This is a genomic window from Bradyrhizobium sp. UFLA05-89, assembly GCF_059803475.1.
On sequence record NZ_JBANBA010000074.1, the window covers coordinates 19,930 to 46,752 of the forward strand.

Genomic DNA, 26,823 nt, shown 5'->3' on the forward strand with positions numbered 1-26,823 from the left:
CCACCTCCCGGTGAAGGGCGGCGGCCTCACGACCATCTCAGAACTCGCCGTGCAGCCGTCCTGAAAACACCGACACCGGCCCGCGATCGGCATTGTAGGCGGGGTTGACGATGAGCTGGTAGTCGGCGGTGAAGGTCAGGTTCTTGTTCAGCGCGTAGGCGTAGTAGGTTTCGAGGATGCGCTCGTTGCGATAGTTGAGCGCGCCGTCGCCGACGAGCACGCCGAGACCGCCAGCGGCGAGGAAGTCGCGATAGTCCTGCGACAGGCCATTGATGGCGCCGCCGATGCCGATCACGTCGTCGGGCCGGCCCCATTTCGTGCCCTTGATCGAGAGCCCGCCCGACAGGCTGCGATTGATGTCGGTGAAGGCGAGGGTCTCGGTCTTGCCGTCGTTCCAGCTCCAGCGGCCGAACAGCCCGACATCATCCGTGATCGCCTGCTCGAGGTTGACGACATAGCCGACCTTGAGGCGACCGCGCCGGGTCTGCGTGATGTCGAGGTTGAGCGCAGGATTGTCCAGCGTCTCGCGGAAGCTGCCCATATTGGCGCTGTCGACCCAGCCCATGGTCCTGAGCTTGCCGGGCTGGCCGAACAGCGAGTAGCGCGTCTCGAGCTCGATGACGTACTGGCCACGCTCGGGGATATTGGTATCGAAATGGTTCGCGTTCGATTCCGCGACCATCAGGAAATAGCCGCCGCGCAGCGCCCATTGCTTTTGATTGAGCTCGGCGGTGACGCCGTAGGTGAGGCCGACCTTGTCGGCGGCATAGTCGAAGGCACCCGGTGCCCAGATCGACCAGTTCATGAAATCCTTGCGCGTGTCCTTGGCGTAGGCATTGCCGTCGAACACGTCGACCACTGCGAATTTGCCGGCCTGCAGCGTGAGGCGGGAGACGTCGACCTTCTGTCCGAGCTGCAACTGGCCGCTCGCAAGCTCCTCCTGCTCGCCGCCGAAGCCAAACGTCTGGCGCAGAAACAGGCGCGAGGTGTTGTAGTGCGGGTAGGGAAAGTTCGACTTCTGCGCCTCGCCATTCGGGAAGCCCGCGGCGCCGACCGTGTCGTTCAGTCCAAATCCCTGGAGCAGCTCCGGGTTGTAATAGACCTCGCCGCCGTCCCACAGTCGCGCGTTCAGGAACAGGCTGTTGCTCCAGGTCGCCTTGGCCTGTGCCGAGGGAGACAGAGAGTTCGGCCCGCTGTAGAGCGCGGGGAATGACGGATAGCCTTGCGGAAGATACGTGCTCTGGCCGTGAATCTCCCAGCGATCGGATTCGGTATCCGTGAGCGATGTCTTGGGATCGTAGCCCGGCATGCCCGGCCAATCGACCTTGCGGTTGAGGCCAAGCCTGATCGACTGGAAGTCGAGCGATGAGGATGTGTACTGGGCTCCGGATGAGAAGCCGATATTGGCGCCGTCAAAGCGACTGTAGAGATATTCGAGCCGCGCGCTCCAATGTGGCGCGAAGCCATATTCGACGCCGGCACCCGCGATCCAGCCCGGCCTCGTGTTCAGGACCTTCTGGGTATCACCCGCGGCCGGCGTGTCGAAATAGCGTTCGCCCATCCAGGCAAAGCCGCCGGTGGCATAGACGAGCCACGGACCGCTCGCATAGCCGACCCGGCCGCGCAGGCTTGCCGTGTAGTCCCATTGCTGCGTCACTGCGTTGACGGGTGTTGCGAGCGAGGAGACAATCGAGTTGGAGGTGATGTAGTTGGGAAACGAAAAATCGCCTTCGACGCCGAGCAGAAGACCGGAGTTGAGCCGATAGTTGTAGCCGGCCTGCACGCCACCGACCATGCCGCTGAAGACACCATTGCCGCCGATCGCGGTGCCGTCGTTCAGGGCGAAGGCGGACGAGCCGCGGCCGTAGCCGGCATGCGCGCCGATATAGAACCCGGTCCAGTCATAGACGGCCTTGAGCGCAGGCGCCTTGAGCGGCAGATCGGCCGCCTGGCCGGCAGCGGGGAGCGCCAGCACGCCGCAGGCGATCGCGGCGGCCGTGCGCAACAACCGGTGTCGGTGACCTCTCAACGTCAAAGCACACGCCCCTAATTTGCCCCACGCCCCGATATCCCTGCCGATTCGTGGCGATCCTGTCATCAGGTCCTTCTCGTCCACTCGATCGGACGAGATGATCGCGGTGCGTCGCGATTTCTTCCCAAGTCCCTGTACCTGTTGCGAACCTTATTGCGAATAATTCTCAATAGCAACAAGTGCGGAATGTCGCAGACGATGGTTCGCATCCTTGTGTGACGGGACTGCAACAAAAACTCCGCCGCCAAAAAAGGATGACCCCGCCCGGGGGGACAACCGGACGGGGTCGGGGGCACGACACGGGGTGGATGAGGCGCCCGTGTCGGACGCAGGACCCACTCAGGGATCGGGCCTCAGATAGGTGAGATCAGTAGCAAGTGCGGACGCGGCCGACGTAGTGGCCGAAGGCGTCATACTGGGCGACCCAGCCGCAGCGGTGATAGCCGTAGTAATAGGGGTCGTTGCTGGCGGCGATTGCAGTGCCGACGATGGCGGCGGTGGCGATGCCGGCGCCGACGCCCCAGCCCCAGCCGAGCGGCTTGGCCTCGGCCGACGAGGTGGTGGTGGCGACGCTCGCAGTGATGGTCAGTGCAGCGAGGGCAGCAGCGGCAATCTTGGTCTTGATCGACATTTCAAACTCCATCCGGGGTGAGGCGGTCCGTTGTGGCCCGCGTGCCCAGTTGGACGGAGGCTTGCGCGTTCGGGTTCGAAACGCGCCAAGTCGACCTCGGAAGTCGCTAGGTAACTAAGCAATTTCAAAGGGATGTGGAGTAGGTGAGGGGGCCTGACGCGAGCCTCTTCACGTCGAAGTTATCGATCTCGGCGAGCAACTCGCAGAAGGCCCGCGCGCCCCGGTCGACGAGCTGTTCGCCTTTCTCCGCAGAGGCCAGTGTCGCGTTGCCGACGGCGCCGCTCAGGTGCAGGTCCTGCGCCTGCCAGGCGAACGGTGCGGGCCGCTGTGTCGACAGCCAGCGATATTGCTGCTCCATCGCGATGCTGCTGGAAGCAAAATCCGCGATCGCGTCCTTGCGCACCTCGGACGGATAGCGCGCCAGCATGATTGAGGTCTCGACCGCGCCGCCATGGATGCCGTGGCGCACTTCTTCGGCGGGAAACAATTGCTCCGCGCCGGAAAGCCGCGACCAAGACGTCGTCACCACGAACAATTTCTGATGCGCGCGCAGATCCTGCGCCACCAGCATCATCGCCGCGCTGTTGCCGCCATGGCTGGTGACGATGACGAGTTTTCGCAGGCCCGCGCGCGCGACATCCTCGCCGATTCCCGTCCACCTCTTCAGCGCCACTTCGGTCGGCAGCGTCTGCGTGCCCGGATAGTCGATGTGCTCGGTGGAGATTCCGATCCGCTCGACCCCGAGAAACGTGACAGGAAGGTTTTCGGGCGCAAGCGCGCGCACTCGCGCAAGATATGCCTCGGCGATCAGCACATCCGTCTCGAGCGGCAGATGCGGCCCATGCTGCTCGGTCGCCGCCAGCGGCAAGACCGCGATCCAGCGCGCCGGTTCCGCGGGCTCAATCTCGCTCCAGCGGATGTCGGTCCAGTCGCGGGAAGGTCTCATCGTGGTTTCTTTGCGTGAATTTGTAACGTAGTTTGCGGGCCTGAAGGGGACGTGGCCCGACCGGCTGCGTCCCCGAAATTCTTGTGTTTTATCATGGTCCAGAACGATCGACGGAGTCCAATCATGCGCCCCATCCATCTGCAGCGAGCGTTAACGGCAGGCTTGATGGCCGCATGCATGTCGATCCTGCCGGCGCGGGCCGAGACCCTGGATAAGGTCTCCTTCGGCACCAACTGGGTCGCCGAGGCCGAGCATGGCGGCTTCTTCCAGGCGGTCGCCGACGGCACCTACAAGCGCTATGGGCTCGACGTCACCATCGTGCCGGGCGGGCCCAACGAGAACAACCGGATGCTCCTGATCGCGGGCAAGATCGATTTCTTCATGGCCGCCAACACGCTGATGTCGTTCGACGCCGTCACCAACAACGTGCCCGTCGTGACGATCGCCGCGATCTTCCAGAAGGATCCGCAGGTGATGCTGACGCAGCCGGACGCCAAGGTAGGCAAGATCGAGGATCTGAAGCCGCTGACGCTGTTCGTCTCCAAGGAGGGCATGACCAGCTATTTCCAGTGGCTGAAGTCCGAATACGGCTTCAGCGAGAAGAACGTCCGGCCCTACAATTTCAATCCGCAGCCCTTCATCGCCAATCCCAAGAGCGCGATGCAGGGTTATGTGACGTCGGAGCCCTTTGCGGTGGAGAAGGCTGCGGGCTTCAAGCCCAACGTGCTGCTGCTCGCCGATTCCGGCTTCAACACCTATTCGACCCTGATCGAGACCCGCCGCGAGATCGTCGAGAAGAAGCCGGACCTCGTGCAGCGCTTCGTCGATGCCTCGATCGTCGGCTGGTACAACTACATCTATGGCGACAATTCCGCCGGCAACGCCATGATCAAGAAGCTCAACCCGGAAATGACCGACGAGCTGCTCGCCTATTCCGTCGCCAAGATGAAGGAGTACGGTATCGTCGATTCCGGCGAATCCCTGAAGAACGGCATCGGCGCCATGAGCGACGAGCGCTACACCTCTTTCTTCGACAAGATGGTCAAGGCCGGCGTGGTGCGCTCCGACATCGACTATCGCAAGTCCTACACGCTGCGCTTCGTCAACAAGGGCGTCGGCGTCGAGCTGCGTCCGAGCAAGCCGTAGCCGATGCGGCGATATGATCAAGATGCGCCCGCATCGTTCACCTCTCCCATAGGGAGAGGTCGGATCGCATCGCTAGATTCGATCCGGGTGAGGGGTTACGCTCTCTCGTGGGACCCCCTCGCCCGCGCCTGCGGCGCGACCTCTCCCCGTTGGGGAGAGGTGGAAATCGCGGCGCAGCCAGACCAAACAACAGCCGCCTGCCAATGATAGAGTGCACAGCTTCGTCCGGGGGCGATGTCGGGCTGACGGCGCTGGCCGTCAGTCTGCGCGGCGTGACGAAGGCCTATGACACCGGCGTGATGGCGCTCGGGCCGTTCGACCTTGCCGTGCGCAAGGGCGAGTTCATCTCCCTGCTCGGGCCGTCCGGCTGCGGCAAGTCGACGGCGCTGCGCCTGATTGCGGGCTTGAGCGCGCCGAGCGCGGGAACGGTGCGGGTCTCGCGCCATGAGGATGTGGCGCGGCCGGGCCATGCCATCGGTTTCGTGTTCCAGGAGCCGACGCTGATGCCGTGGACGAGCGTGCGGGAGAATGTGCGGCTGCCGCTGAAGCTTGCGGGCGTCGCCAGGGCCGAGGCGAACGCGCGCGTGGACGAGGCTCTTGCCAGTGTGGGCCTTGCCGATTTCGCCGATGCATTCCCACGCGAGCTTTCCGGCGGCATGAAGATGCGGGTCTCGCTGGCGCGCGCGCTCGTCACGGATCCCGATATCCTCTTGATGGACGAGCCGTTCGCGGCGCTCGACGAGATCACGCGCTTTCGCCTCAACAACGATCTGCTCGCGCTGTGGCGGCGCCTGCGCAAGACGGTCATCTTCGTCACCCATTCGGTGTTCGAATCCGTCTATCTCTCCCAGCGGGTCGTGGTGATGACGGCGCGGCCGGGCCGTATCCAGGCCGATATCCGGATCGAGACCATCGAGCCGCGCGGAGAAGAGTTTCGCACCTCTGCCGGCTATGCCGATTATTGCCGCAAGGTGTCGAGCGCGCTCGCGCCGTCCTATTCCGGGCAGTCGGTGCTATGAGCGCAGAGCCCGTCGTCCCGGCAAAGCCTGAGAATGGTGCCTTGCGCGCCGCGCGCTTTGCGCTTCCCCTCGTCGTCTTCGCGGCAGGCCTCATCGCCTGGGAGCTCGTGGTCCGCATCAAGCAGATACCGCCTTATGTGCTGCCGGCGCCCTCGGCCGTGTTCCTGACCCTCATCAAGGACTGGGCGGTGCTGTCGCAATCGCTTCTCACCACCTTGCTCACCACGCTCGAGGGTTTCATCGCGGCCAGCCTCGGCGGCATCGCGCTGGCGCTGCTGTTCAACCAGTCGAAATGGGTGGAATATTCGCTGTTCCCCTATGCGGTCGTCCTCCAGGTGACGCCGGTGATCGCGATCGCGCCGCTGCTGCTGATCTATCTCGACCAGGAAACCGCCGTCGTGGTCTGCGCCTTCATCGTCGCGTTCTTCCCGGTCCTCGCCAACACCACGCTCGGGCTGAATTCGGTCGACCGCAATCTCGCCGGCCTGTTCCAGCTCTATGGCGCCTCGAAGCCGCAAACCCTGCGTTTTCTCAAATTGCCCTCGGCCTTGCCCTATATCCTCGGCGGCCTGCGCATTGCCGGTGGCCTGTCGCTGATCGGCGCCGTTGTCGCCGAGATCGCGGCGGGAACGGCCGGGGCCGGATCGGGCCTTGCCTACCGGATCGCCGAATCCGGCTATCGTCTCAACATACCTCGCATGTTCGCGGCGCTGCTTTTGCTGTCGCTTGCCGGGATTGTCATCTATGGGGTGCTGGCGCTAATTTCCCACCTCATTTTACGGCGCTGGCATGAAAGCGCCCTTGGAAAGGAAAGCTGATGGCGGCCGCTTCGATTTCGTCCGAGAAGATCGATCTTCTGATCTATGGGCCGGTGCGGCCGATTCTCGAAAACGGCTTCTCAGACCATTTCGTCGTGCACAAGGCGGAGACGCGGGCCGACCTCGAGCGCCTGACGCCTGCCGTCCGCGAAAAAATCCGCGGCATCGCCGTGACCTATCACACCGTGCGGGCCGACAAGGAGTCGCTGTCGCATTTCCCGAAGCTGGAGATCGTGGCGAATTTTGGCGTCGGCTACGATCACGTCGACACGGCTTATGCGCGCGAGCACAATATTGTCGTCACCAATACGCCGGACGTTCTGACGGAAGAGGTTGCCGACGTCGCGATGGGCCTTCTGCTTGCCACCTTGCGCGAATTCATCCCGGCCGACCGCTATGTACGCTCCGGCCTCTGGACGACCCAGAACTATCCGTTGAGCGTCGGCTCGCTGCGCGACCGCAAGGTCGGCATCGTCGGCATGGGCCGGATCGGTCAGGCGATCGCGCGCCGGATCGAAGCCTCGCTGGTGCCGGTCGTTTACCACTCGCGCAATCCATCCAAGGATGTTTCCTACCAGCACTATCCCGATCTGATCGAGATGGCGAAGGCGGTGGACACGCTCATCGTCATCGTGCCCGGCGGGGCCGGCACCAACAAGATGATCAACGCCGAGGTCCTCAAGGCGCTCGGTCCGCGCGGCGTGCTGGTCAACGTCGCGCGCGGCTCCGTCGTCGACGAGCCTGCGCTGGTCCAGGCGTTGAAATCCAGGACTATCCTCGCCGCCGGTCTCGACGTGTTCGCTGCCGAGCCGAACGTGCCGGATGAGCTCAAGACCATGCAGAATGTCATTCTGCTGCCACATATCGGATCGGCATCCGTGGTAACGCGGAACGCGATGGACCAGCTCGTGGTCGACAATCTCAAGACCTGGTTTGCCGGCAAGCCGCCGATCACGCCGGTCCCGGAAACTCCGGTGAAGAGTCGCGGATGACACATCTTCGGGTCGGTGCGTGGGCAATCGTCGCGGCGCTCGTCGCCGTGACCGGTGTTGCGCAGGCGCAGGATACGACGACCCTGAAGAAGGACATGGTCGGGCAGTGGGAGCTGTCCACCACCGAGCGCAGCAAGACCTGCGTGGTGACGCTGAAGGGTGACGGGGCTGGCCAGGCCTCCAAGCTCGAGTTGGAGCCGGCCTGCAAGACCGCGCTGCCTTTCACCAAGGACATCACGGCCTGGAGCATCAAGGGCCTCGACATCGTACGGCTCCAGGATGCCACCGGCGAATCTGTGATCGACTTCACCGAGGTCGAGGCCGGCATCTTCGAGGGCTTGCGGCAGGGCGAGGGTGTCTACATCCTGCAAAATCTCGCCGCCGCCCGCTCGATGGCCAAGTCGATGGATCAGATGATCGGCGACTGGTCCATGGTGCGCGGCAATGGCCAGCCGGTCTGCACGCTCGTGCTGACCAACACCGAAGCCGGCCCCGACAATTTCCAGGTCTTCCTCAAGTCGAAATGCGACGCCGAGATCGCGCAGTTCAACCCGACGCAGTGGCGGCTCGAGCGCGGCCAGATCATCCTGATGTCGAAGGCCGGCGAAGCCTGGCAGTTCGAGGCCGACGACAACGCGCAATGGCGCCGCGTGCCCGATACCGCTGATCCCCTGATCCTGCTGCGGCAATAGCGGAACTGACCGGCCTGCGTGGCCGTTGGCAATCCAACAGAATTGTCGAGGGAGCCCCCGCGATGGCCAAACGCGTGCTCGCGATCGGCATCGAGCCCGGCAGCGCGGATTACAGCGCGTTCCCGCAGCTCACGCCCGAGCTCGTGCGCAACTATGTCGACGCACAGCTGCTGCGGCTCACTGACCTCGGCTATGAGGTCACGAGCTGCCTGATCGATCTCGACGAGACGGCGGAGGCGGTGGTCACGTCGGCCCTGCGCGAAGCGAGCTTCGACTGCGTGGTGATCGGCGCCGGACTGCGCGAGCCGAAGGAGCGCCTGCTATTATTCGAAAAGGTGCTCAACCTCGTGCACCATCTCGCGCCGAACGCTGCGATCTGCTTCAACACCAACCCGAGCGACACGGCCGAGGCCGTGCAGCGCTGGATCGCGCCGTGACGGCGGGCGGCCTTACTTCGGCACGGGCGAACCGTGATGCTGGGCCACCAGCCATTTGCCGTCGACCTTGACGAAAGCGAGCGTCAGACGGAAGGGCAGCACGGTGCCGTTGGGAAGCGTGAAGTCGGCAAAGCCTGAGCTGAGCACGACGTCGGGGCCGGCCGCGATCGCCTGCTGATCGCCCATCTTGACCTTGATGCCTGCGGGTAGCTTGCTGAAATAGGTGCGCACGCCATCGGTGCCGGTAAAGAGCTGCGCGGTCGAGCCGAACAGCATCGCGTCCTTGGTGTAGAGCGCGACAAACTTGTCGACATCTCCGGCATTGTAGACCTGCTCCCAGCTCGCGCGCGCCGCCACCGCGTCCTCGTTCGGTCCGGCCTCTGCCGCGGAGATCGTCAGCAGCACCAGGCCGATCAGCACCAGAAATCGACGCGCCATGTCGCTATTCCTCATGAATGAAACATCTGGAAATTCCCGGCCACCCGTTCGAGCCGCACTAGCCTACGTTCTGTAGCACGCGCGATCCCTTGCTGGTATGGAATCTGAGACCATGGCGACATCGCGTGGCGCCTCACGCCGGAAGGGGCGTGATAGTTCTGGCCCGAATCCCCAGCCGACGATATGACTCGCCGCGTCACACTGGAGGATTGCGATGCTTCGAGGACTTAGGATGGCAGGACTTAGGATGGCAGGACTTGGAATGGCGGCCTGCCTGGCGGTTGCGATGCTGGTGCCGGTGCATGAGGCTGCGGCGCAGGACGCCATTGGCGGCGCGATCGTCGGCGGCGTCGGCGGTGCCATTCTCGGCGGCGCGATCGGCGGCAGCCGCGGCGCGGCAGTCGGTGCGATCGTCGGCGCCGGCACGGGTGCGGCCATCGCCTCCGAAGGCGAGCACCGCCGTTCGGGCTATTACGCCTATCAGCGCGGCTGCTACATGCAGCGCCCCGACGGCGCCTATGTCCGGGTCGATCCGCGTTATTGCTACTAGTTTTGCTCTGACTTGATACCGGCGTCACGTGGGTGGCGCCGGTGCGAGCAGTGATCGCGCCGAACTAGTCGCGACGCGCTTCGACTCGCGTTTCCTGGTACGACAGTATGTCGACCTGAGCAGGCATCATCATTGGGCTTATTTTCTCGATCTGGTCGAGAAGCCAGTCGACCAGATGACCGGGGCTCAGCAACGACAGGCCCGTGCTCCAGATGTGCTCTATTGTCTGATTCATCATCGATTCCTCTCCGTTTCGATGATGAACGATTGTGACACACATTCCCGCAGCACAAAGCGGAGAGTTAATAGATGGTAAATGGGCGGCGAATGATCTGCATGAGCCCGTATCCCCGCAGGCTCGCTTGCCCAGCTCGGTCTGGCGCGGCATGTGTCTCATGATTGGGGAGGCGACTCAATCGCGCGAGCCTCGCCCCGAGGCTCTTTCGAGCATGCGCATCAAACTTCGAATGTGCCGCTGGTTGACCTGCGCAATCGCGAGCCTCCACGTTCTTGTCGTCGCGCCAGTATTGGCGCAACAGATACCAACTGACGAGCGCACCTTCACAGCGTTTGTGGCCGAGCGGGTGCGGACCGCCGTTCGCGACGTCGCCGTCGTCATCAAGGGGCCGCTGACGCTTTCGATTGGGCCCCTACAGGCCAATCTCGATCGGGTCTATGCGTTCTGCAAGGCGAACGCGGCTGGCTGCGCCAAGGAGATTGAGACCTATGTGGGCGGTGTCGCGGCAGCAACGCGCAATCAAAGTGATCCGCCGACCAAGGAAGCTCTGCGCGTCGTAGTCCGGTCGACCGAGTATATGCGGCAAGCCTTGGGGCCTGCGCCGGGTGCGATGGTGACGCCAAGGCCTCTCGTTGAGGGGCTGGTGATCGTGCCGGTGCTCGATTCGCCACGCACGCTCCGGATGCTCAACGACAAGGACCGGGCGACGCTTGGTCTTACCACCAATCAGGCATTCGACATTGGAATTGCCAATCTCCGCAACGCTACCAGGCCTCTTATGGAAGTCGCGAAGGCGGCACCGCCAGGGCAGATCGGCACGATCGGCGGCGACTATTATCAAACCAGCCGGCTTGCGCTGCCGGATAGCTGGGCCCCGCTGGCGCAGGCTCAGCGTGGCGTATTGATCGTTGCGGCGCCGTCGGCTGACGTCCTGCTGTACGTCGGCGAGGACTCCGGTGCCGCGATCGATGCTTTGCGAACGCTTGCCAAAGGCGTCATGGCCCGCTCGCCAAAGCCGCTCTCCGGCGCACTGCTCCGCTGGACACCGAAGGGATGGCAACTGATTCGATGAGATCGCCTGTCACGGCGCGACCGGATCATCAGCCGATGCGCACGAGGTGATCCCGACTCGCGAGGGCGCTAAGCCCCCACCTTCGCCAGAACGTCCGCGCGCAGGAAGCGCTCGATGAACAGCATGAACAGCACGGATGGCACCAGGAGGATCAGTGCCGTGATCGAGGCGACCTGGTAGTTTCCGCCCATCGCCGCATTGTAGAGCAAGAGCGGCAGCGTCGTGACTTGGGGAACGCCGACGAAGAACGTGCCGGTGAACTCGTCCAGTGATTCCAGGAAGACGAAGATGCCGCTCGCGATGACACCCGGCGCTGCCAGGGGGAGCGTCACCGTGAAGAAGGTGCGCAGCGGCGAGGCGCCGATGTTGCGGGCCGCGAGTTCGAGATCCCTGTCGACTGCCGCGAAAGCCGCGGCCGCGATCCACACGGAATAGACCAGGCCGTGCGCGGCGTGAACCAGCACGACGCCGAGCACGGTGCCGTTGATGCCGAGGCCATAGAAGATCCGTGCCACGTTGATGTAAATCGCCACCGAGGGAAAGGCCTGGGGCAGCAGGAACACGATCATGAACAGTGAGCGGACCGGCAGCTTCAGGCGCGCCAGCGCGTAGCCGGCCGGCACGGAGAGCGCGAGTGCGACGACGACCGTCAGCACCGCAATCGAGACCGAGGTCCCGAGCGAGGCCATGGCGTCGCCGGTCGGGCGGAAGACCTGCTCCCAGTAGCGGGTGCCATAGGTGACCGGCAGCTTGTAGGGCGTGTACCACCGCTCGGCCACCGACCACAGCGCCAGATTGGTGAGCGGGCCGATCAGCGCAAAGGCGAAGGCCGCAAGAAGAGCGCCCGCCAGCGCAGCGCGCAGCAAGGATGCGACGCGGCTCATGGCGCGCCCTCCTTCGCCATGCCGTGCCGGAGATAGAGGATCGCAGCACCGGCGCTGATCAGGTAGGTGATGACGCCGAGCGCATTCGCCGTGGCATAGTCGCCATAGGAGTTGATGCGGAAGGCCATGTCGACGGTCAGCATGGTCGGTTGCGAACCGGCCACCATCATCGGCACGGAGAGCACCGAGAGCATCGTCACGAAGGACAGGACGAGGGCAACGAGCAGCGTCGGCATCACCTGCGGCAGCGCCAGCTCGATCAGAACCCTGAGCCGCGAGGCGCCGAGATTGCGCCCGGCCTCGAGGGTCGCGCGGTCGAGCGAGGCCAGCGCGCCGGCCAGCAGCAGGGCGACGAATGGGGTCTGCTTCCACACGAAGGTGATGATGATGCCGCGCCAGTCGAGATAGCTTACCGCCTGCAACGGCTCCAGCAGGCCGAGCGAGACGAAGGTGTTGTTCATCAGCCCGTTCTTGGCGAGGAAGGTGCGCATGCATTGCGCGGCCACGATGAAAGGGATGAACAGGGGCCAGCGGTAAAGGGCGCGCAACGTTCCGACGACCCATGGGTTCTCGCCGAGCGTCAGCGTGCCGGCGATGGCGACCGCCGCCAGCGCCGTCAACGCGCAGGAGGTCACCACGATGACGATCGTGAAGAGGATGTCGCCGGAATAGAGCTCGAAGGCCTTGCCGAAGGCCTGCAAGGAGAATCCGCCATCAGGATCGGTGAAGGCCGAGACGAGCGAGAAGCAGAGCGGATAGAGGAACAGCGCCGCGACGAGCGCGAGGCCCGGCGCGATCAGCAGCAAGGCGAGCTGGCGCTGGGACAGGCTCATGATATTTCGCGGCGTTCCGAACCCGTCCCGCAAAACGCGCCCCTCAGTTCGCGACCTTCTTCTCGTAGCCCTCGAGAATGTCGTTGAAATAGGGCGCGATCGGGAAGGGTTTTGCGTTCTTGGACAGGTCGGCCGGGGTGATGTCGGTGAAGAGCTTGTCCCATGCCGCCTTGTCGAGCTTGCCTTCGAGGTTCTTGGCGTCGATGCCCGGATACCAGTTGAACTTCTTGACGATGCCGTCCGCCTGGACCTGCGGGCTGGTGGCGAGCGCGATGAACTCCTCTGCGAGCTTCGGCTGCGCCGCCTTCTCCGGCACGGCGTAGTACATCGGCTGGCCGGGCATGCCGGGCGAGGCGAGCTTGAGCTTCATGTTGGGCGGCAGCTTGCCGTCTGCCTGCCAGGAATAGAACATGTCGACCCAGACCGGGCCCATCGCGATCTCGCCGCGGTTGAGCATGTCGAGCGTGCCGGCATTGCCGGGCGTGATGACGATGTTCTTGTTGAAGTCCTTCAGCTCGCTGAAGGCTGTGTCCCACTTTGCCTTCTCGGCCGGGTCATACGGCCCCTGAATCAGTTTGCCGGCGTCGCCGCCGAAGGCATAGATCCAGCCGGCGACGAATGCCACGCCGGACATGCCGCCCTTGATGCCATTGTAGCCGAACTGCTTCGGGTTCTTTTTCACCCACTCCTTCAACTCGGCGAAGTTGTCGGGCGGGGTCTTGAGCATGTCGGCATTGTAGGCGAGCGCCGTCTGCGACTGGAACATCGGGATGACGTAGCCCGAGACGTCGGCGCCGAGCGAGTTCTTGGCGGTCTCGCTGGAGACCAGCTTCGCGGTGTCGACCTTGTCGGTGTATTTCGCGAGCAGCCCTTGCTTCACCATCGTCCCGGCCGCCTTCTGGTGGATCACCACCACATCGAAATCGGTGGTCGCGGCGCCTTTCTGGGCGTCAAGCTTCTCAAAGATCTTCTGGGAGCCGGCATCGCCGGGACCGGTGCCGACGGAGATGACCTTCACGCCGGGGTGACTCTTCTCGAACATCGGGCCGAGATAGTCCTTGACGTAGTCGACCATATTCTGGTCGCCGGCCGAAGCGACGTTGAGGGTCTGTGCGGCGAGAGGCGATGCTGAGAGCAGCGCCGCGAGCGAGCAGGCTAAGTTGAGAATGCGCATGAGTCTGGCTCCTGGTCAGGCGGCGGTGGCGGCTTCGGCCGCCGGGAAGATGTGAATGCGTCGCAACGGAATGCGCAGGCCGACGGTCGCGCCTGGCTCATGGCGTGCTGCGTCGTCGACCGTGATCTGCCGGCCGACCGCCTCGACGCGATAGCGATAGAGACCGCCGGGATAGCTGCGCGCGGCGATACGCCCGGGCACGAGGAGATCGCCCTGCGGCATCGCGTCGGGCGCCTCCAGGCTTGCGACGTCGTCGCGGAAATAGGCCACGGCCTCGCCCGTGGGCAGCGCTGTGGCATCGTCGTGCGCGACCCGGACGACCGCGGAGCCGGCACTGACGGCCGTCCCGTCCTCGTTGCGCGCGACACGCACGGGCAGGACGTTCTCCGCGCCCATGAAGTTGGCGACAAAGGCGCTCGCCGGCCGATCGTAAACCTCCTCGGGTGTACCGACCTGGGCGATCCGGCCCACCTGCATGATGACGAGCCGATCCGCCATGGTCATGGCTTCCTCGCGATCATGCGTGACATGGATGGCCGTGACGCCGAGCCGCTGCTGGATCGCGCGGATCTCGTGGCGCATCGTCATCCGGATCTTGGCGTCGAGATTGGACAGCGGCTCGTCGAGCAGCAGGATGCTAGGGTCGACCGCCAGCGCCCGGCCGAGCGCGACGCGCTGCCGCTGCCCGCCCGACAGCGCCGTGACCTTGCGCTGCTCGTAGCCGGCAAGGCCCAGCATCGTGAGCAGCGAAGCCGCCTTAGCGGCGATCTCGGCTTTGGCGGCGCCCCGCAGCTTCAGCCCGTAGCCGATGTTCTGCAGCACGGTCATATGCGGCCACAGCGCGTAGGACTGGAAAACCATCGCCATGCCACGCTTCTCCGGTGGCAGCAGGGCGACGTCACGGTCGCCGACCACGATCGAGCCGGAGTGCACCGGCACGAAGCCGCACAATGAGCGCAGAAGGGTGGTCTTGCCGCAGCCGGAAGAGCCCAGGAGGGCGGTGAAGGTGCCGGGGGCAAAATCGAGGCTGACACCGTGCAGGACTGGCGTGCCGCCATAGGCGACATGCAGGTCGCGCACCTGGATCGCCGCGCCGGCGCTCGTCACGCCATGCGTTTCCGCCTGCACGATTCGTTCCCTCCACGCCGATGTCATTTTGCCAGAATGGAATTGTCCTTCCATTCCGCGACCGGCTTGGAATAAACGTAGCGATCCGTAGCGTGCTGATGCAACAGATTTGTGAATCCGAGATTGGTGAAGCCGAAACGATGCCTGCCGACGAGCAATCGACCTGGCTCATGCCAGACAGCGACGACGAAGCCTTGCTCCCGTGGTTGATCCCTGATCTTGCGGAGCGCGTTGGCGCGTCGGTCCCCACCGAGGTTGTTGGGCGATGACGCCGGCAGAGCTCGCAATGCGGCGTCATGCCGTCCAGGGCCTTGTCGCCGAGGCCGGGCGCCTGGCGCTGGACTATTTCGGCAAGCAGGACAGCCTCGGCGTCACCATGAAGGGCGCTCAGGACTGGCTGACGGTTGCCGACGGTGCCGTCGAGGATTTCCTCAGGCAGCGGCTGGCCGTGCTCTTCCCGACCGACACGGTGATCGGCGAGGAGGGCGGCGGCGCAGCGAGCGATGCGGTCTGGATCATCGATCCGATCGACGGCACCATGAACTTCGCCCATGGCGACCGCAACTGGTGCATCTCGATCGGCTTCCTGCACGATCGCGTCCCGACCATCGGAATCGTGGCCGCACCGGCGCTGGACGAGCTCTATGTGGCCCAACGCGGACAGGGCGCAACGCTGAACGGGCGGCCGATCCACGTCTCGGCCACCAACGACCTCAAGCGCGCCTATGTCGAGCTCGGCTGGTCGCCCCGCGTCCCCTTCGAGCGCTATCTCGCCGTCCTCGAGCGCGGCTATGCCGCGGGCTGCGCGGTGAAGCGCTCCGGCTCGGGCGCGCTGGGGCTCTGCCATGTCGCCAATGCGCGCACCGACGCCTATCTCGAGCTGCACATCAATGCATGGGACGTCGCTGCCGGCATCGTCATCGCCGGCGAGGCGGGCGCAACAATCAATGATTTCTTCGCTGGCGACGGCATCAGCAAAGGAAACCCGATTCTCTGCTCCACTCCCGCACTCGCGCCCCAGCTGCGCGAAATCGTGGGAATGTCCTAGCAGCTCCTCTCAGGGCAGCTTGTCCGGCTTCTCCGGCATGATCTGGAGCAGCGGCTCGGGTCCGATCGAGATCTGGCCGGCAAATGGCCGGTCATGCGCGGCGATCAGGAGAACGGAAGCCGAAACGCCGGTCGCGAACAGGCCCATCGCGATGGCCGCCGCGAGGCGATTGTCGCAATGGACGAGGCCGATCACCACAAGCGCGCACGCCGCCTGCAAATACAGGCACCACCACTTGACCGCATTCACCGCGGCGAGACTGATGATGATGCGCTGCCGGCGCGCATCGAGCGCCTGCTCCAGCGCGTTGATGAGCTCGCGCTGCACGGTCGCCTGACCCGAGCCCTGCGGCGTCATCGCGACCACGAGCTGCAACGCCTCGGCCAGCGCCGGCGGCGTCGCTTTCAGGGAAACCTCCCGCTGCGCCATCATCGGCCACTCCACCGTGGCGGCTTGCCCGACATAGTCGCGCACCAGGGCGCGCAGGCGCGCCGCCTGCTCCGTCGGCAGGCCGGCGGCGAGCAGCTCGACGCTCCTCAGGGCGCTGGCCTCCCGGCTCACCGCGGCGCTGGCGCGATCGCTGTCGCCCCACACCTGCGCCGCCGTGAAGGCGACGAACAGGCCGAAGATGATGCCGAGCACCGGCAGCATGCCCGGCGAGATCGTCTTGAGCGACTTGGTCCGCGCATCCGTCGCGAACACCATGACCGCCGCGAACACGGTCGCAGCCAGAAAATAGGTGAAGCCGAAAATCACCAGCGCCATCCACGGCACCGGCAGGTTGTGCAGCCAGTCGCTCATTTCATCTCATTGCTTGCTTGGAAACTCTTCAGATCAACCGAATCGAACAATGCGATTCGGGTAGTCAATGCACGTGTCGTGTATGGCCTGTCCACCGGGATTGCGACTGCGGATCGATGTTTCCGTCAGTTGCGGAGTAGAGCAAACCGACGTCTGTCGATCTGCTCGCGCGCAAGCTGTCCCGCCGCTGCACAAAGATCGGGCGCGTAGAGTTGGCAAATTCCTCGCTTCTCGATTCCCTTATCAATCATATCCAAAAGTCGTGCCGGCGAAATGTCGGGCGGCGCGGCGATACGACCGGTGACGACGTGTTTTTCCATTTTCGCGTGATCGGCGTGATCGATATCGGGGTCGCGCCAGCAATTCGCGCACATGATCTTGAAGCTCTCGGAGTGCGAATAGACGACGGCATCCCCGTCCAACTCTTCGCTCAGGTCGGCCAATTGCCGTGCTGTCTGCTGCGTGCCCGCGAAATCGAAGAATTGATAGTTCCGACGCAGAAGTGTTGCCAGATGGGGAAAGACCGGGACCTGCTGCTCACCATAGGTGTGATGCGTAATCGGGGCGCCGTCCGTGAGGATGACATCGCCGTAGTCGACGCCGAGATTGCCGTACAGCACGCTGCGGATAATGCCATGGCACGGACTTAACCGTTCGATCCATACCGTTTCCTCTTTGCCTGGATCATCAGAGTCTGCCGTCCGCTCAGCAAGGGGACGTTCGGCGAGCCTCGCCTTGCAGGCCGGATATCTGCCTTCCGGCAAGCCGAAACGTCCAAGCTCTATTTTCTGACCCATGCGCTTCCACACGTCCAAGGCAGTTTCGGCGTTCTTGGCGGCGGTGGCACAGATTCCAAGGTTCCACTCGTAACTGTCGATAACTTTTTGCGTCAGGCTTGCGGCCGCCCGGTTCGCCGCCATGCCTTCCGCGAATCTGCCGCGTGTCTTGTAGAAAAGGCCCAGATTGTATTGGTGCGCGCTGTTTTGCGGATCGATTTCGGTCAGCCTCCGAAGGCTGCTCTCGGCGATCGCATCCTTCTGGCGCGCCATCATTCGGGCCGACGTGGCGAGCCCGCAAAGTATACGCTCCTGTTCAGGCTGCCCCTCATGGACCTCGGCCAGGCGGCTCAGCTTCTCGACCATGGTCCGAAATACTGGGTGTCCCGGCGGTGGCGCATTCAGATCATCAATGTCGCGGGCGGCTTCGAGGCATTGGCCAAGCGTTGAGAGGATATTCGTGTCGCCATCGTGGGCGTCTGCTATCTCCGAAAGAACGTCTGCCGCCTCCTCCCTTGTGAGGCTTCGCTCGTCGACAATCCACAACAACGCCATCGCGGCCTCAGGCTGGTGGCGCAGCGCCTTTCGCAATGGCTGGATATTCTGCCACGCCGCCTGCTTGCGGCCCGCCTGTCCTTCTTCGGCGGCGTCACGTGCGATCGCTTTGATCTCATCGGAAGAGAGAACCGCGCTGGGACCATTCGACATGATCGTCTCCGTGGAGGCGCTTTGGCGCAGGCAGGGATGGGCTTTGGGTGTGTGGACGGGTCTCAACGCAGCGGGGTTAAATCAATTTCATCCCCCTCAAGCTCGCGTGCCCGCCTTTGCCGACGATGATGTGGTCGTGCACGGATATGCCGAGCGGTTTTGCGATCTCGATGATGGCCTTGGTCATCTGGATGTCGGCCTGCGAGGGCGAGGGATCGCCGGAAGGGTGATTGTGCACGAGGATCAGCGCTGTCGCCGATAATTCGAGCGCGCGCTTGATCACCTCGCGCGGATAGACCGGGGTGTGGTCGACGGTGCCGGTCTGCTGCACCTCATCGGCAATGAGCTGGTTGCGCTTGTCGAGAAACAGCAAGCGAAACTGCTCCTTGTCGGCAAACGCCATGCTGGAGCGGCAATAGTCGATCACCTCGTTCCAGGACGACAGCGCGTTGCGGCTCTTGACCTCGCCCTTGGTCACGCGGCTTGCGGCCGCCGCGATCAGCTTGAGCTGATTGATCGCGGCTTCGCCGACGCCCTCGACCTCGCGCAGCCGCGCCACTGGCGCGTGGATGACCTCGGCGAACGAGCCGAAGGTCTTGATCAGCGTCTTCGCAAGCGGCTTGGTGTCGCGCCGCGGCAGCGCCGGAAACAGCGCCATCTCCAGCAGTTCATAGTCGCTCAGCCCGTCCGCCCCGGCGCTGTAGAAGCGCTCGCGCAGCCGCTCGCGATGGCCGTGATAATGCGGCGGCTCTGTCGGTTCGTGCTTCTCGGATGGGTCGCGGGATTTGGCGGGCATCGCGCGCCAGCATTGCCGCGTGCCATCGTTTTTGCAACCGCCAATTGCGGCGGAGTTCAGCGCACCGGCTTCAGCCCCGGCACCAGCGCAGCAAGCCGGTCCTTGATCCGACGGCCGAACATCGGCCCGCCCGCGGGCGGAGGCCCCGGCGGAGGTCCGCCGCGTGAACCGGGTGGCGGCGGTGGCGGGCCGGCGCGCCCGACCGTCGCGTCCACGCGGCGGTCGATGCCGAGCGTCAAGCTTGCCACGTAACGGTCGCGCTCCTCCTTCACCGCGCAGAAGGCGCGATGCTCGGGGTCGGAGCGCTCGATCACCATGTCGTTGGCGTTGATGATCGTGCGTTGCCGCGCGCGGTCCTTGTAGGCGGGAACGTTGGTGTAGATGAACTCGTTCAGCGCGTCCGGCAGGAAGGTTTGCCCCGTCAGCACGTTTTTGTCGTCGAGGAAAACCTTGAAATGGATATGCGTGGTGCGGCCGTCATACCAGCCGGGATAGATCGTGTTGAACGTGACCCACCCGGCGTAGTCGGTCGCTTGAGTGCCGCGCAAAAACGTCTTGCCGGTCGCGTCCACGTTATGGCTATCGCTCTGGCCCGGAAACGCCGAGTAGAGGCCCTTTGCGTCGCAATGCCAGATGTCGACGCGGGCGCCCTTGATGGCGGTGCAGGGACCGGCCTCGATCACACGCAGCCGCAGCGTGAGGGGAATGCCTTGCTTGCCCTCGGTGATATCCATGCGCAGGAGCTTTGGATCGGCGTAGAACGGCCCTTCCTCCGCCTGCGGCGTCAGGATGCAGGCCGGCTCGCTGGAAGTCGCTGCGGGCTCGGACGCCGCCTGCGCGCGGGTTGGCAACACGCCTACGGCAGTGGCCGATACAAATCCGAGAAAGCCACGGCGCGTCGACGTGCTCACTTGATCTCTCCTGTTCCTCTGACGACAGATCGTCATCGGCGAACGGAATGGCAAGATCAGGCTTTGAAAATGGCGACAATCAGCCCGGAGGTTTCCGGCTGTTTCGCGCCGGCAGGGGCACCGTGACGGCAACGACGCCGGCGAGAATGAGCGCCATTCCTGCAACAATCGACCAGGAGAAGCGCTCGTCGAGCCATGCAGAGCCAAGCGCCACCGCGAAGCCCGCGCGCAGATAGCTTCCGCTGGTCGTGCCGAGCGGGCCGATCGTGTGGATCAGGCGGAAATAGATCACCATCGCGAAGGCCGTGCAGACAACGGCGAGCACGATGACTGCCGCGATCGCCCGTGCCGGAGGCAGCGCCAGCATCCAGGGACGTTCGAGGGCGGCGGCGATGGGGAGCATCAGGATCGCGGCGCAGCTCATGGCGCCGGCCGCGGTGACGATGGCGGGGAGGCCGGAGAACCGCTGGCCCCATATCGGCGCAAGCGCGTAGCAGAGGCTCGCGCCGAGCACGGCCATCTGGGCCAGCGGCGCCGCCGTGCCGATTCCGGACAGCGCGTCGATGCCGATCGTCAGGGCGACGCCGGCGAAGCCGAGACCGACGCCGATGATCTTCTGGCCGCTGATCGCCTGTCGTCCGCGCCCGGTCAACAGCGCGATCATCAGCACGAACATCGGCGGCGTGGCATTGAGTACGCCGGCGAGGCCGCTCGCGATATGCATCTCGCCCCAACTGATGAGGGTGAACGGAGCTGCGCTTTGCACCAGCCCCTGCACGAAGAAAGCCGCCCACACCGATCCCTGGCGCGGAAGGGCGTGTCTCTGCGCGCGAGCGATCAGGATCAGCAGGATGGCCGCAATCGTCACGCGCGCGGCAACCATCGTAAATGGCGGAATCGTGGGGATCGCGACCTTGATCAGCGTGAACGAGCTGCCCCAGATCAGTGAGAGAATCAGCAAAAGCCCGATCTCGAACGCGAGAGAGGTTTGCCCTGACATTGTCTGTTGCGCCTGCGTGCTCATGCGATTTGCTCCGGGATCTGTCGGCACCATGATCCCAAAAGCGGCGGCGCAGGCTGGCTGGATTCGGACCTCATCGCCCGATCCAGTCCGATTTCGGCTACTCGGCGGGCTGTGCTGAAACTATTATCCCGCCATGGCGAAGACGTTGGCGCACCGGCAAACGCTGCCACCGCATCTCGACTGGGAGAGCTGCGACCGGGCACGGCTGGCGCGTGCCCACGCGTTCGACGGGCTGTTCTTCTCGGGCGTTCGTTCGACGCGCATCTACTGCCGGCCGGTCTGCCCGGTTCGCCCGGCGCGCTCCGAGAACGTCACCTTCTATGCGACTGCTGCCGCCGCCGAGCGGGCCGGCTTTCGCCCGTGCCTGCGCTGCCGGCCTGAAACGGCGCCGGGCTCGCCGGCATGGATGGGAACCGCCACCACCGTGGCGCGCGGGATGCGCCTGATCAATGACGGCTTTCTGGATAAGGCGTCGATGACGGAGCTTGCGGAAGCCCTCGGCGTCGGGCCGCGCCATCTCCTGCGCCTGTTCATGCGCCACGCCGGCGCGAGCCCGAGCGAGATCGCGGCGACGCGCCGCGTGCAGGAAGCCAAGCGCCTGATCGACCAGACCGACATGAATTTGGCGGAGATCGCGTTCGCGGCCGGCTTCGGCAGCGTGCGGCGGTTCAATGATGCTTTTGCCGCGACCTACAAACGGCCACCGTCGTCATTCCGACGTTTGCGATAGGTGGATAGGTGGATAGTTGGAGCGAGCGAAGCGGTCGCCACACGTCAGCCGATCTGCTTCTCGCCGTGCCGCTGCGACAGCGTGAAAATCTCAACGCCGGTCGCCGTCACGCCGACGGAGTGCTCGAACTGCGCCGACAGCGAGCGGTCGCGGGTCACCGCTGTCCAGCCGTCGGAGAGAATCTTCACATGCGGCTTGCCGAGATTGATCATCGGCTCGATGGTGAAGAACATGCCGGGCTTGAGCTGCACGCCTTCGCCGGGCCGGCCGATATGGATGATGTTGGGCTCGTCGTGGAACATGCGCCCGAGACCATGGCCGCAGAAATCGCGCACCACGCTCATGCCCTGCGGCTCGACGAAGCTCTGAATGGCGTAGCCGATGTCGCCGGTGGTGGCGCCGGGCCTTACGGCGGCGATGCCGCGCATCATCGCCTCATAGGTTACTTCGATCAGCCGCTCGGCTTTCCGTGCGATCGGGCCGATCGCATACATTCGGCTGGAGTCGCCATACCAGCCGTCGACGATGAAGGTGACGTCGATGTTGACGATGTCGCCTTCCTTCAGCGGCCGGTCGCCGGGCATGCCGTGGCAGACCACGTGGTTGAGTGAGGTGCAGGTCGAGTAGCGATAGCCGCGATACATCAGCGTCGCCGGATAGGCGCCATGGCTGAAGGCGAACTCGCGGACGAACTCGTCGATGCGCGAGGTCGGCACGCCCGGGCCGACGATGTCGGTCAGCTCATCAAGACACCTGGCCACCAGCGCGCCTGCCTTGCGCATGCCGACGAATGCGTTCGGGCCATGGAGCTTGATCTGTCCGGTCTTGCGCAAGGAAGTATCGGTGGCTTCGATGTAGCTCATGAAAGGTAATCTTTTCGGCGGAAGCGTTTGATTTCTGGTCCTAATTTAATGATCGCGGGCCTTCATGCAAGCCAAGCTTGGCGGGCTTGCGGCCAAAAGCTGCCTCAACTCGGGACTTCTACGGTGGTTTCGACCGGCAGCGCGCCGCCGCGGACCCGGATTTCCCGCACCGGGTAGGGAACCCGGATGCCCTCGCGCTTGAAGGCGTCCCACAGCGCCAGCATCACGTCGCTCTTGACGTTATCCATCCCGTCGGGATCCGCGATCCAGAAGGTTAGCGAGAACTTCATGCCGGCCTCGGCGAACTCTGTCAGAATGCAGTTCGGCGGCTTGCCTTTCTGCGCACGCGGATGGGCGGTGGCGGTTTCGGCGGCGAGCTTGCAGACCAGCCGCGGATCGGCGTCGTAATTGGTGCCGAAGGCGATCTTCACCAGCGTGTTCTTGTCGGTGTAGGTCCAGTTGACGACCTTCTGCGTCACGAGATCCTCGTTCGGCACCAGGAACTCGCGGCCATCGCCGGCGGCGACGGAAATGTAGCGCGTCTTCATTGCGCTGATGCGCCCGGTATTGTCGCCGATGGTGACGAGGTCGCCTGGCTTCACCGACTTGTCCGCGAGCAGGATGATACCGGAGATGAAGTTCGCGACGATCTTCTGGAGGCCGATACCGATACCGACGCCGACCGCGCCGGAGAACACCGCGAGCGCCGACAGGTTGATACCGACGGCGTCGAGCGCGATGATGATCGCCACTGTCAAGAGCCCGATGCGGATGATCTTGATCAGCAGCACCTGCACCGACGGCGTCAGGTCGGTCGTCGAGTTGATCCGGCTCTCGGCGAAATTGCTGGCGATGTTGGTGAGCCAGAGTGCGATGATCAGGAGCGCGCCGGCCTTGATCAGCAGCAGCGGCGTCAGCCGCAATCCGCCGAGCACGATCGCGAATGAGTCAAGCAGATCGACCGTTGCGTCCAACTGACCGATGATGGAAAGGGCAGCGACGAACCACGCCGCGACCGACACCAGCTTGACGATGAAGGCGTTGCGCAGCACCGAGGTTACAAGCCGTATCACGAGCCAGGCGAGGCCGAGCTTTGCGGCGACCATCAGGAGATAGCTGCGGCTCGGCCAGGTCGCGTGGTACATCACCACGCGCTCGACGATGACCAGGACGGTGAAGACCGCCGTGGAGGCGCTGCCGACCAGCACGCGGATGAAGTGGCGAAGCGGTAGCGGCCAGCGCATCGCCAGCGACGTCATGTCGATGCGGTTGCGGATGGCGGCCTCCGAGGCCCAGGCGATCCCGGCCGCTCCCAGCATCAGACCGAATTGCAGGTAGAACCAGGGCGAGGTGATCTCGGCGCCGACGCTGCGCGCCGTCGTCTGCAAGAACTCCATGAGGTCTTTGAGGTCCATGTCTCTTTGGGGGCTATGTCTCTTTGGGGTCTATGTCCATCGCGGGGGCGTTGGAGGCAGATCGGCAGGATTTGATTCGATGCAGCGGCAGAATCCCACAAAGGGCGCGGCCGGACCATCGATACAACGGCACGTGATGCGAGTTAAGGCCGCAAAATGCGGGCAGATTGCCGCGAGTGGCAGAAATGGGTTGGCGGGCAAGTGTGGCGACGATAAGGATGGTTTTACAATGATTTCCTCTCCCACGTGACGACGGATGGCGTCCCTCGACTCGGTCAGCATCGCGATCCTGCTCGGCGCCGTCCTGGTGATGGCGGGCATCCTGTCGAGCTTGCTCGCGTTGCGTTTCGGCGCGCCCCTGCTGCTGGTCTTCCTTGGAATCGGCATGCTGGCCGGTGATTCCGGCCCGGGGCAGCTCCAGTTCAACGACGTGCGGACGACCTATCTGGTCGGCTCGGTGGCGCTGGCCCTGATCCTGTTCGACGGCGGCCTGCGCACACGCTTCCAGAGCATCCGCACGGTGCTGGCTCCGTCCGTGGTGCTCGCGACCGTCGGCGTGCTGCTGACCGCGCTGATCACCGCGCCGTTTGCAAAATACGCGCTCGACCTCAACTGGGCCGAGTCGCTGCTGGTCGGCGCCGTCGTCGCCTCGACCGACGCTGCTGCGGTGTTCCTGCTGGTGCACACCCAGGGCCTGCGCCTGCGCCCGCGCGTCGGCGCGACGCTGGAGGCGGAATCCGGCACCAACGATCCCTTCGCGATCTTCCTCACCCTGATGCTGGTCGAATATATCTCGCTGGGGTCGAGCTCGCCGGGCCACGTCTTCATGGAGTTCATCCAGGAGGCCGTGCTGGGCGCGATCGTCGGCGTGATCGGCGGCCGGCTGGTGGTGATCGCGCTCAATCAGGTGGCGCTGCCGCAGGGGCTGCACGCGCCGTTCGTGACCACGGCGGCGCTCGTCATCTTCGGCGGCTCGCAGATCATGCATGCCTCGGGTTTCCTCGCGGTCTATCTCGCCGGCATCATTATCGGCAACCGCCCGACCCGCGCGCATAATTCGGTGGTGACGTTCCTGGATGCCGCGACCTGGCTCGCGCAGATCGTGATGTTCGTGCTGCTCGGCCTGCTCGTCTCGCCGCAGCGGCTCGGTTCCAGCGCGGTGCCGGCGATCGGTGTCGCCCTGGTCCTGATGCTGATCGCAAGGCCGCTCGCAGTGTTCCTGTGCCTTGCACCGTTCCGCTTCAACTGGCGGGAAAAGGTCTTCATCGCCTGGACCGGCTTGCGCGGTGCGGTCGCGATCTTCCTGGCCTCGATCCCGATGCTGGTCGGGCTGTCAAAAGCCTATCTCTATTTCGACGTTGCCTTCGTGGTCGTCATCATCTCGCTCCTCTTGCAAGGCTGGACGCTGGCGCCCGCCGCGAGGCGGCTGCATGTCGCGCTGCCGCGCAGCGAGCGCGGTCCTCGCCGCGTGGAATTGGACCTGCCCGGGCAGCTCGAGCAGCAGCTCGTCGGCTATGCCGTGCGGCCCAAGAGCCTGTATTTCCGCCGCGGTCTTATCCCGTCCTGGTCGAAGCCGACGCTGGTCATCCGCAACGAGAACATCTTGACGCCCACGGAAGCCGACCCGATCACGCCCGGTGACTACATCTATTTGCTGGCTCCGCCTGAAAAGGCCGAGTCGCTCGATCGTTTCTTCGTCGACATGCAGCCGAGCACCGCGCCCGACCCGCATCTGCTCGGAGACTTCATGGTCTCCGGTGAGCACACGCTGGCGGAGCTCGCCGAGATCTACGGCGTCAAGGTGAGCGAGGACGAGGGCAAGCTGACGCTCGCCGATTATTTCGACGTTCACCTGGACCGCGCGCCGAAGGAAGGCGCCGAGCTCGCGCTCGACGAGATCGTGCTCGTTGCCCGCTCGATCTCCGGCGGCCGCGTCAACGTGGTCGGCTTGCGGCTGCCCGAGGACGAGGAGAAGCCAGCGCCTGTCACGCGGATGAAGGCGCTGCGGCGCAAGCTCGCGGATTTGTGGATTTCGGTGGCGGGGGTTTAGTGCCTACCTGCGCGCGACGGCGTGTGACGTCGACGTTCCTCTCCGGTGTCGTCCTGGCGAAAGCCAGGACCCATAACCACCGTCGGCAGTTTTGCGAAGACTCGGAGTTGCCATCTCCCGCTGCGACTTCTCCCCGGGGTAATGGGTCCTGGCTTTCGCCAGGACGACGATGACGATGGAAAGCGTGACAGCGGAACCGCTATGCCGCGACCTGCCGAACATTCGCGCAACGCATCGTGATCGGAACCCGGAACGCTCGTCTGTGTCCATGGTTAGCCGCGTGGCAACGTAACAGGAGTGGTTCCATGCGAAAGTTCATCATCCCGATCGTCACGGTGCTTGCGCTCGGCGCGTCGGCGCCTGCGCTGGCGTTTGATTCCGGCGACCAGGTCTCGATGGAGACCGCGCTCGGCATCGCTACCGATATCGGCATCAGGACCGTCTCGCACACCCAGTTCCTCGGCGACGAATGGCAGATCGAAGGCCGTGACCGCGCCGGCCGCTGGATGGAAGTCTATGTCGACGCCAACACCGGCGACGTGCGGAATGTTGAGAGAGGGTGGTAGGCGTTACGCAATCTCGCTGTCATTCCCTGCGAAAGCGGGGAATCCAGATGCTATGGGGTAAGCGGCGACTGGGGTAAGCGGCGGTGAGGGTGTGGACACCCCTCG

At 64.2% G+C, this 26,823-nt stretch carries 29 protein-coding genes; 13 read left to right on the forward strand and 16 right to left on the reverse strand.

The window, feature by feature from the left end; all coding sequences use genetic code 11:
- Nucleotides 1-37: 37 nt before the first annotated feature.
- From SO139_RS30485 to SO139_RS30495, 3 genes are all read right to left on the reverse strand, one after another.
- The gene (locus SO139_RS30485) at nt 38-2,005 is read right to left on the reverse strand and encodes a carbohydrate porin (protein WP_449383314.1); all 1,968 of its coding nucleotides are present in this window, start codon (nt 2,003-2,005) and stop codon (nt 38-40) included.
- Between the two features lie 394 nt (nt 2,006-2,399).
- Complete coding sequence (locus SO139_RS30490; RefSeq protein WP_449383315.1) at nt 2,400-2,663, reverse strand: hypothetical protein; 264 nt, start codon at nt 2,661-2,663, stop codon at nt 2,400-2,402.
- 124 nt (nt 2,664-2,787) lie between these two features.
- Nucleotides 2,788-3,609, reverse strand: a complete 822-nt coding sequence (locus SO139_RS30495; RefSeq protein WP_449383316.1) for a creatininase family protein — start codon at nt 3,607-3,609, stop codon at nt 2,788-2,790.
- A gap of 123 nt (nt 3,610-3,732) precedes the next feature.
- Here SO139_RS30495 and SO139_RS30500 point away from each other — a divergent pair, with 123 nt between their 5' ends.
- The 6 genes from SO139_RS30500 (at nt 3,733) to SO139_RS30525 (ending at nt 8,713) form a co-directional block, all read left to right on the forward strand.
- On the forward strand, nt 3,733-4,755 hold the full coding sequence (locus SO139_RS30500) for an ABC transporter substrate-binding protein (RefSeq protein WP_449383317.1): 1,023 nt from the start codon (nt 3,733-3,735) through the stop codon (nt 4,753-4,755).
- Nucleotides 4,756-4,958: 203 nt separating this feature from the next.
- Complete coding sequence (locus tag SO139_RS30505; protein WP_498541090.1) at nt 4,959-5,774, forward strand: ABC transporter ATP-binding protein; 816 nt, start codon at nt 4,959-4,961, stop codon at nt 5,772-5,774.
- Nucleotides 5,771-6,592 carry an ABC transporter permease gene (locus SO139_RS30510; protein ID WP_449383319.1) on the forward strand — a complete coding sequence of 274 codons (822 nt, stop codon included), beginning with the start codon at nt 5,771-5,773 and terminating at the stop codon, nt 6,590-6,592. Before SO139_RS30505 ends, SO139_RS30510 begins: the two co-directional genes overlap by 4 nt.
- Nucleotides 6,592-7,584, forward strand: a complete 993-nt coding sequence (locus SO139_RS30515; RefSeq protein WP_449383320.1) for a 2-hydroxyacid dehydrogenase — start codon at nt 6,592-6,594, stop codon at nt 7,582-7,584. Before SO139_RS30510 ends, SO139_RS30515 begins: the two co-directional genes overlap by 1 nt.
- Nucleotides 7,581-8,276, forward strand: coding sequence for an AprI/Inh family metalloprotease inhibitor (locus SO139_RS30520; protein WP_449383321.1), 696 nt, complete (start codon nt 7,581-7,583; stop codon nt 8,274-8,276). Before SO139_RS30515 ends, SO139_RS30520 begins: the two co-directional genes overlap by 4 nt.
- A 62-nt stretch (nt 8,277-8,338) precedes the next feature.
- Complete coding sequence (locus SO139_RS30525; RefSeq protein WP_449383322.1) at nt 8,339-8,713, forward strand: hypothetical protein; 375 nt, start codon at nt 8,339-8,341, stop codon at nt 8,711-8,713.
- A 12-nt stretch (nt 8,714-8,725) separates the two neighbouring features.
- On the opposite strand, the gene SO139_RS30530 is transcribed toward SO139_RS30525, so the two are convergent.
- On the reverse strand, nt 8,726-9,151 hold the full coding sequence (locus tag SO139_RS30530; protein ID WP_449383323.1) for an SgcJ/EcaC family oxidoreductase: 426 nt from the start codon (nt 9,149-9,151) through the stop codon (nt 8,726-8,728).
- A gap of 247 nt (nt 9,152-9,398) precedes the next feature.
- Between SO139_RS30530 and SO139_RS30535 the strand changes: the two genes are divergently transcribed.
- A complete protein-coding gene (locus tag SO139_RS30535) occupies nt 9,399-9,701 on the forward strand; it encodes a YMGG-like glycine zipper-containing protein (RefSeq protein ID WP_449383324.1) in 303 nt (100 codons plus the stop codon).
- 64 nt (nt 9,702-9,765) lie between these two features.
- Here the strand turns inward: SO139_RS30535 and SO139_RS30540 are convergent, their stop codons facing one another.
- Entirely contained in the window at nt 9,766-9,936 is a 171-nt protein-coding gene (locus tag SO139_RS30540; RefSeq protein ID WP_449383325.1) for a hypothetical protein, read from the reverse strand.
- Nucleotides 9,937-9,970: 34 nt separating this feature from the next.
- Between SO139_RS30540 and SO139_RS30545 the strand changes: the two genes are divergently transcribed.
- Nucleotides 9,971-11,011 carry a DUF1444 domain-containing protein gene (locus SO139_RS30545; RefSeq protein WP_498541091.1) on the forward strand — a complete coding sequence of 347 codons (1,041 nt, stop codon included), beginning with the start codon at nt 9,971-9,973 and terminating at the stop codon, nt 11,009-11,011.
- Nucleotides 11,012-11,079: 68 nt separating this feature from the next.
- On the opposite strand, the gene SO139_RS30550 is transcribed toward SO139_RS30545, so the two are convergent.
- From SO139_RS30550 to SO139_RS30565, 4 genes are read right to left on the reverse strand one after another with little or no spacing between them, the layout of a single operon-like run.
- A complete protein-coding gene (locus tag SO139_RS30550) occupies nt 11,080-11,895 on the reverse strand; it encodes an ABC transporter permease (RefSeq protein WP_449383327.1) in 816 nt (271 codons plus the stop codon).
- Nucleotides 11,892-12,722 carry an ABC transporter permease gene (locus SO139_RS30555; RefSeq protein ID WP_449383343.1) on the reverse strand — a complete coding sequence of 277 codons (831 nt, stop codon included), beginning with the start codon at nt 12,720-12,722 and terminating at the stop codon, nt 11,892-11,894. Before SO139_RS30555 ends, SO139_RS30550 begins: the two co-directional genes overlap by 4 nt.
- A 49-nt stretch (nt 12,723-12,771) precedes the next feature.
- The gene (locus SO139_RS30560) at nt 12,772-13,902 is read right to left on the reverse strand and encodes an ABC transporter substrate-binding protein (RefSeq protein WP_449383328.1); all 1,131 of its coding nucleotides are present in this window, start codon (nt 13,900-13,902) and stop codon (nt 12,772-12,774) included.
- 15 nt (nt 13,903-13,917) lie between these two features.
- Complete coding sequence (locus SO139_RS30565; RefSeq protein WP_449383329.1) at nt 13,918-15,030, reverse strand: ABC transporter ATP-binding protein; 1,113 nt, start codon at nt 15,028-15,030, stop codon at nt 13,918-13,920.
- Between the two features lie 92 nt (nt 15,031-15,122).
- Here SO139_RS30565 and SO139_RS30570 point away from each other — a divergent pair, with 92 nt between their 5' ends.
- Complete coding sequence (locus SO139_RS30570) at nt 15,123-15,299, forward strand: hypothetical protein (protein ID WP_449383330.1); 177 nt, start codon at nt 15,123-15,125, stop codon at nt 15,297-15,299.
- 17 nt (nt 15,300-15,316) lie between these two features.
- Nucleotides 15,317-16,078 carry an inositol monophosphatase family protein gene (locus SO139_RS30575; RefSeq protein WP_449383331.1) on the forward strand — a complete coding sequence of 254 codons (762 nt, stop codon included), beginning with the start codon at nt 15,317-15,319 and terminating at the stop codon, nt 16,076-16,078.
- A gap of 9 nt (nt 16,079-16,087) precedes the next feature.
- Here SO139_RS30575 and SO139_RS30580 read toward each other — a convergent pair whose 3' ends face one another.
- From SO139_RS30580 to SO139_RS30600, 5 genes are all read right to left on the reverse strand, one after another.
- Nucleotides 16,088-16,879, reverse strand: coding sequence for a bestrophin-like domain (locus SO139_RS30580; RefSeq protein ID WP_449383332.1), 792 nt, complete (start codon nt 16,877-16,879; stop codon nt 16,088-16,090).
- A gap of 125 nt (nt 16,880-17,004) precedes the next feature.
- Complete coding sequence (locus SO139_RS30585) at nt 17,005-18,363, reverse strand: tetratricopeptide repeat protein (RefSeq protein WP_449383333.1); 1,359 nt, start codon at nt 18,361-18,363, stop codon at nt 17,005-17,007.
- A 76-nt stretch (nt 18,364-18,439) separates the two neighbouring features.
- The gene (gene radC, locus SO139_RS30590) at nt 18,440-19,159 is read right to left on the reverse strand and encodes a RadC family protein (protein ID WP_449383334.1); all 720 of its coding nucleotides are present in this window, start codon (nt 19,157-19,159) and stop codon (nt 18,440-18,442) included.
- A gap of 56 nt (nt 19,160-19,215) precedes the next feature.
- Nucleotides 19,216-20,070 carry an intradiol ring-cleavage dioxygenase gene (locus tag SO139_RS30595; protein WP_449383335.1) on the reverse strand — a complete coding sequence of 285 codons (855 nt, stop codon included), beginning with the start codon at nt 20,068-20,070 and terminating at the stop codon, nt 19,216-19,218.
- A gap of 79 nt (nt 20,071-20,149) precedes the next feature.
- Complete coding sequence (locus SO139_RS30600) at nt 20,150-21,094, reverse strand: DMT family transporter (RefSeq protein ID WP_449383336.1); 945 nt, start codon at nt 21,092-21,094, stop codon at nt 20,150-20,152.
- A gap of 133 nt (nt 21,095-21,227) precedes the next feature.
- Here SO139_RS30600 and SO139_RS30605 point away from each other — a divergent pair, with 133 nt between their 5' ends.
- Complete coding sequence (locus tag SO139_RS30605) at nt 21,228-21,824, forward strand: bifunctional transcriptional activator/DNA repair enzyme AdaA (RefSeq protein ID WP_449383337.1); 597 nt, start codon at nt 21,228-21,230, stop codon at nt 21,822-21,824.
- A 44-nt stretch (nt 21,825-21,868) separates the two neighbouring features.
- Here SO139_RS30605 and map read toward each other — a convergent pair whose 3' ends face one another.
- The gene (gene map / locus SO139_RS30610) at nt 21,869-22,687 is read right to left on the reverse strand and encodes a type I methionyl aminopeptidase (protein ID WP_449383338.1); all 819 of its coding nucleotides are present in this window, start codon (nt 22,685-22,687) and stop codon (nt 21,869-21,871) included.
- Between the two features lie 104 nt (nt 22,688-22,791).
- Nucleotides 22,792-24,102: a mechanosensitive ion channel family protein gene (locus SO139_RS30615; protein WP_449383339.1), complete on the reverse strand. Its 1,311-nt coding sequence runs from the start codon at nt 24,100-24,102 to the stop codon at nt 22,792-22,794.
- Nucleotides 24,103-24,358: 256 nt separating this feature from the next.
- On the opposite strand from SO139_RS30615, the gene SO139_RS30620 reads away from it, so the two are divergent.
- Both SO139_RS30620 and SO139_RS30625 read left to right on the forward strand, forming a co-directional pair.
- The gene (locus tag SO139_RS30620; protein WP_449383340.1) at nt 24,359-26,152 is read left to right on the forward strand and encodes a potassium/proton antiporter; all 1,794 of its coding nucleotides are present in this window, start codon (nt 24,359-24,361) and stop codon (nt 26,150-26,152) included.
- Nucleotides 26,153-26,457: 305 nt separating this feature from the next.
- Nucleotides 26,458-26,718, forward strand: a complete 261-nt coding sequence (locus SO139_RS30625) for a PepSY domain-containing protein (RefSeq protein WP_449383341.1) — start codon at nt 26,458-26,460, stop codon at nt 26,716-26,718.
- Nucleotides 26,719-26,823: the final 105 nt, after the last annotated feature.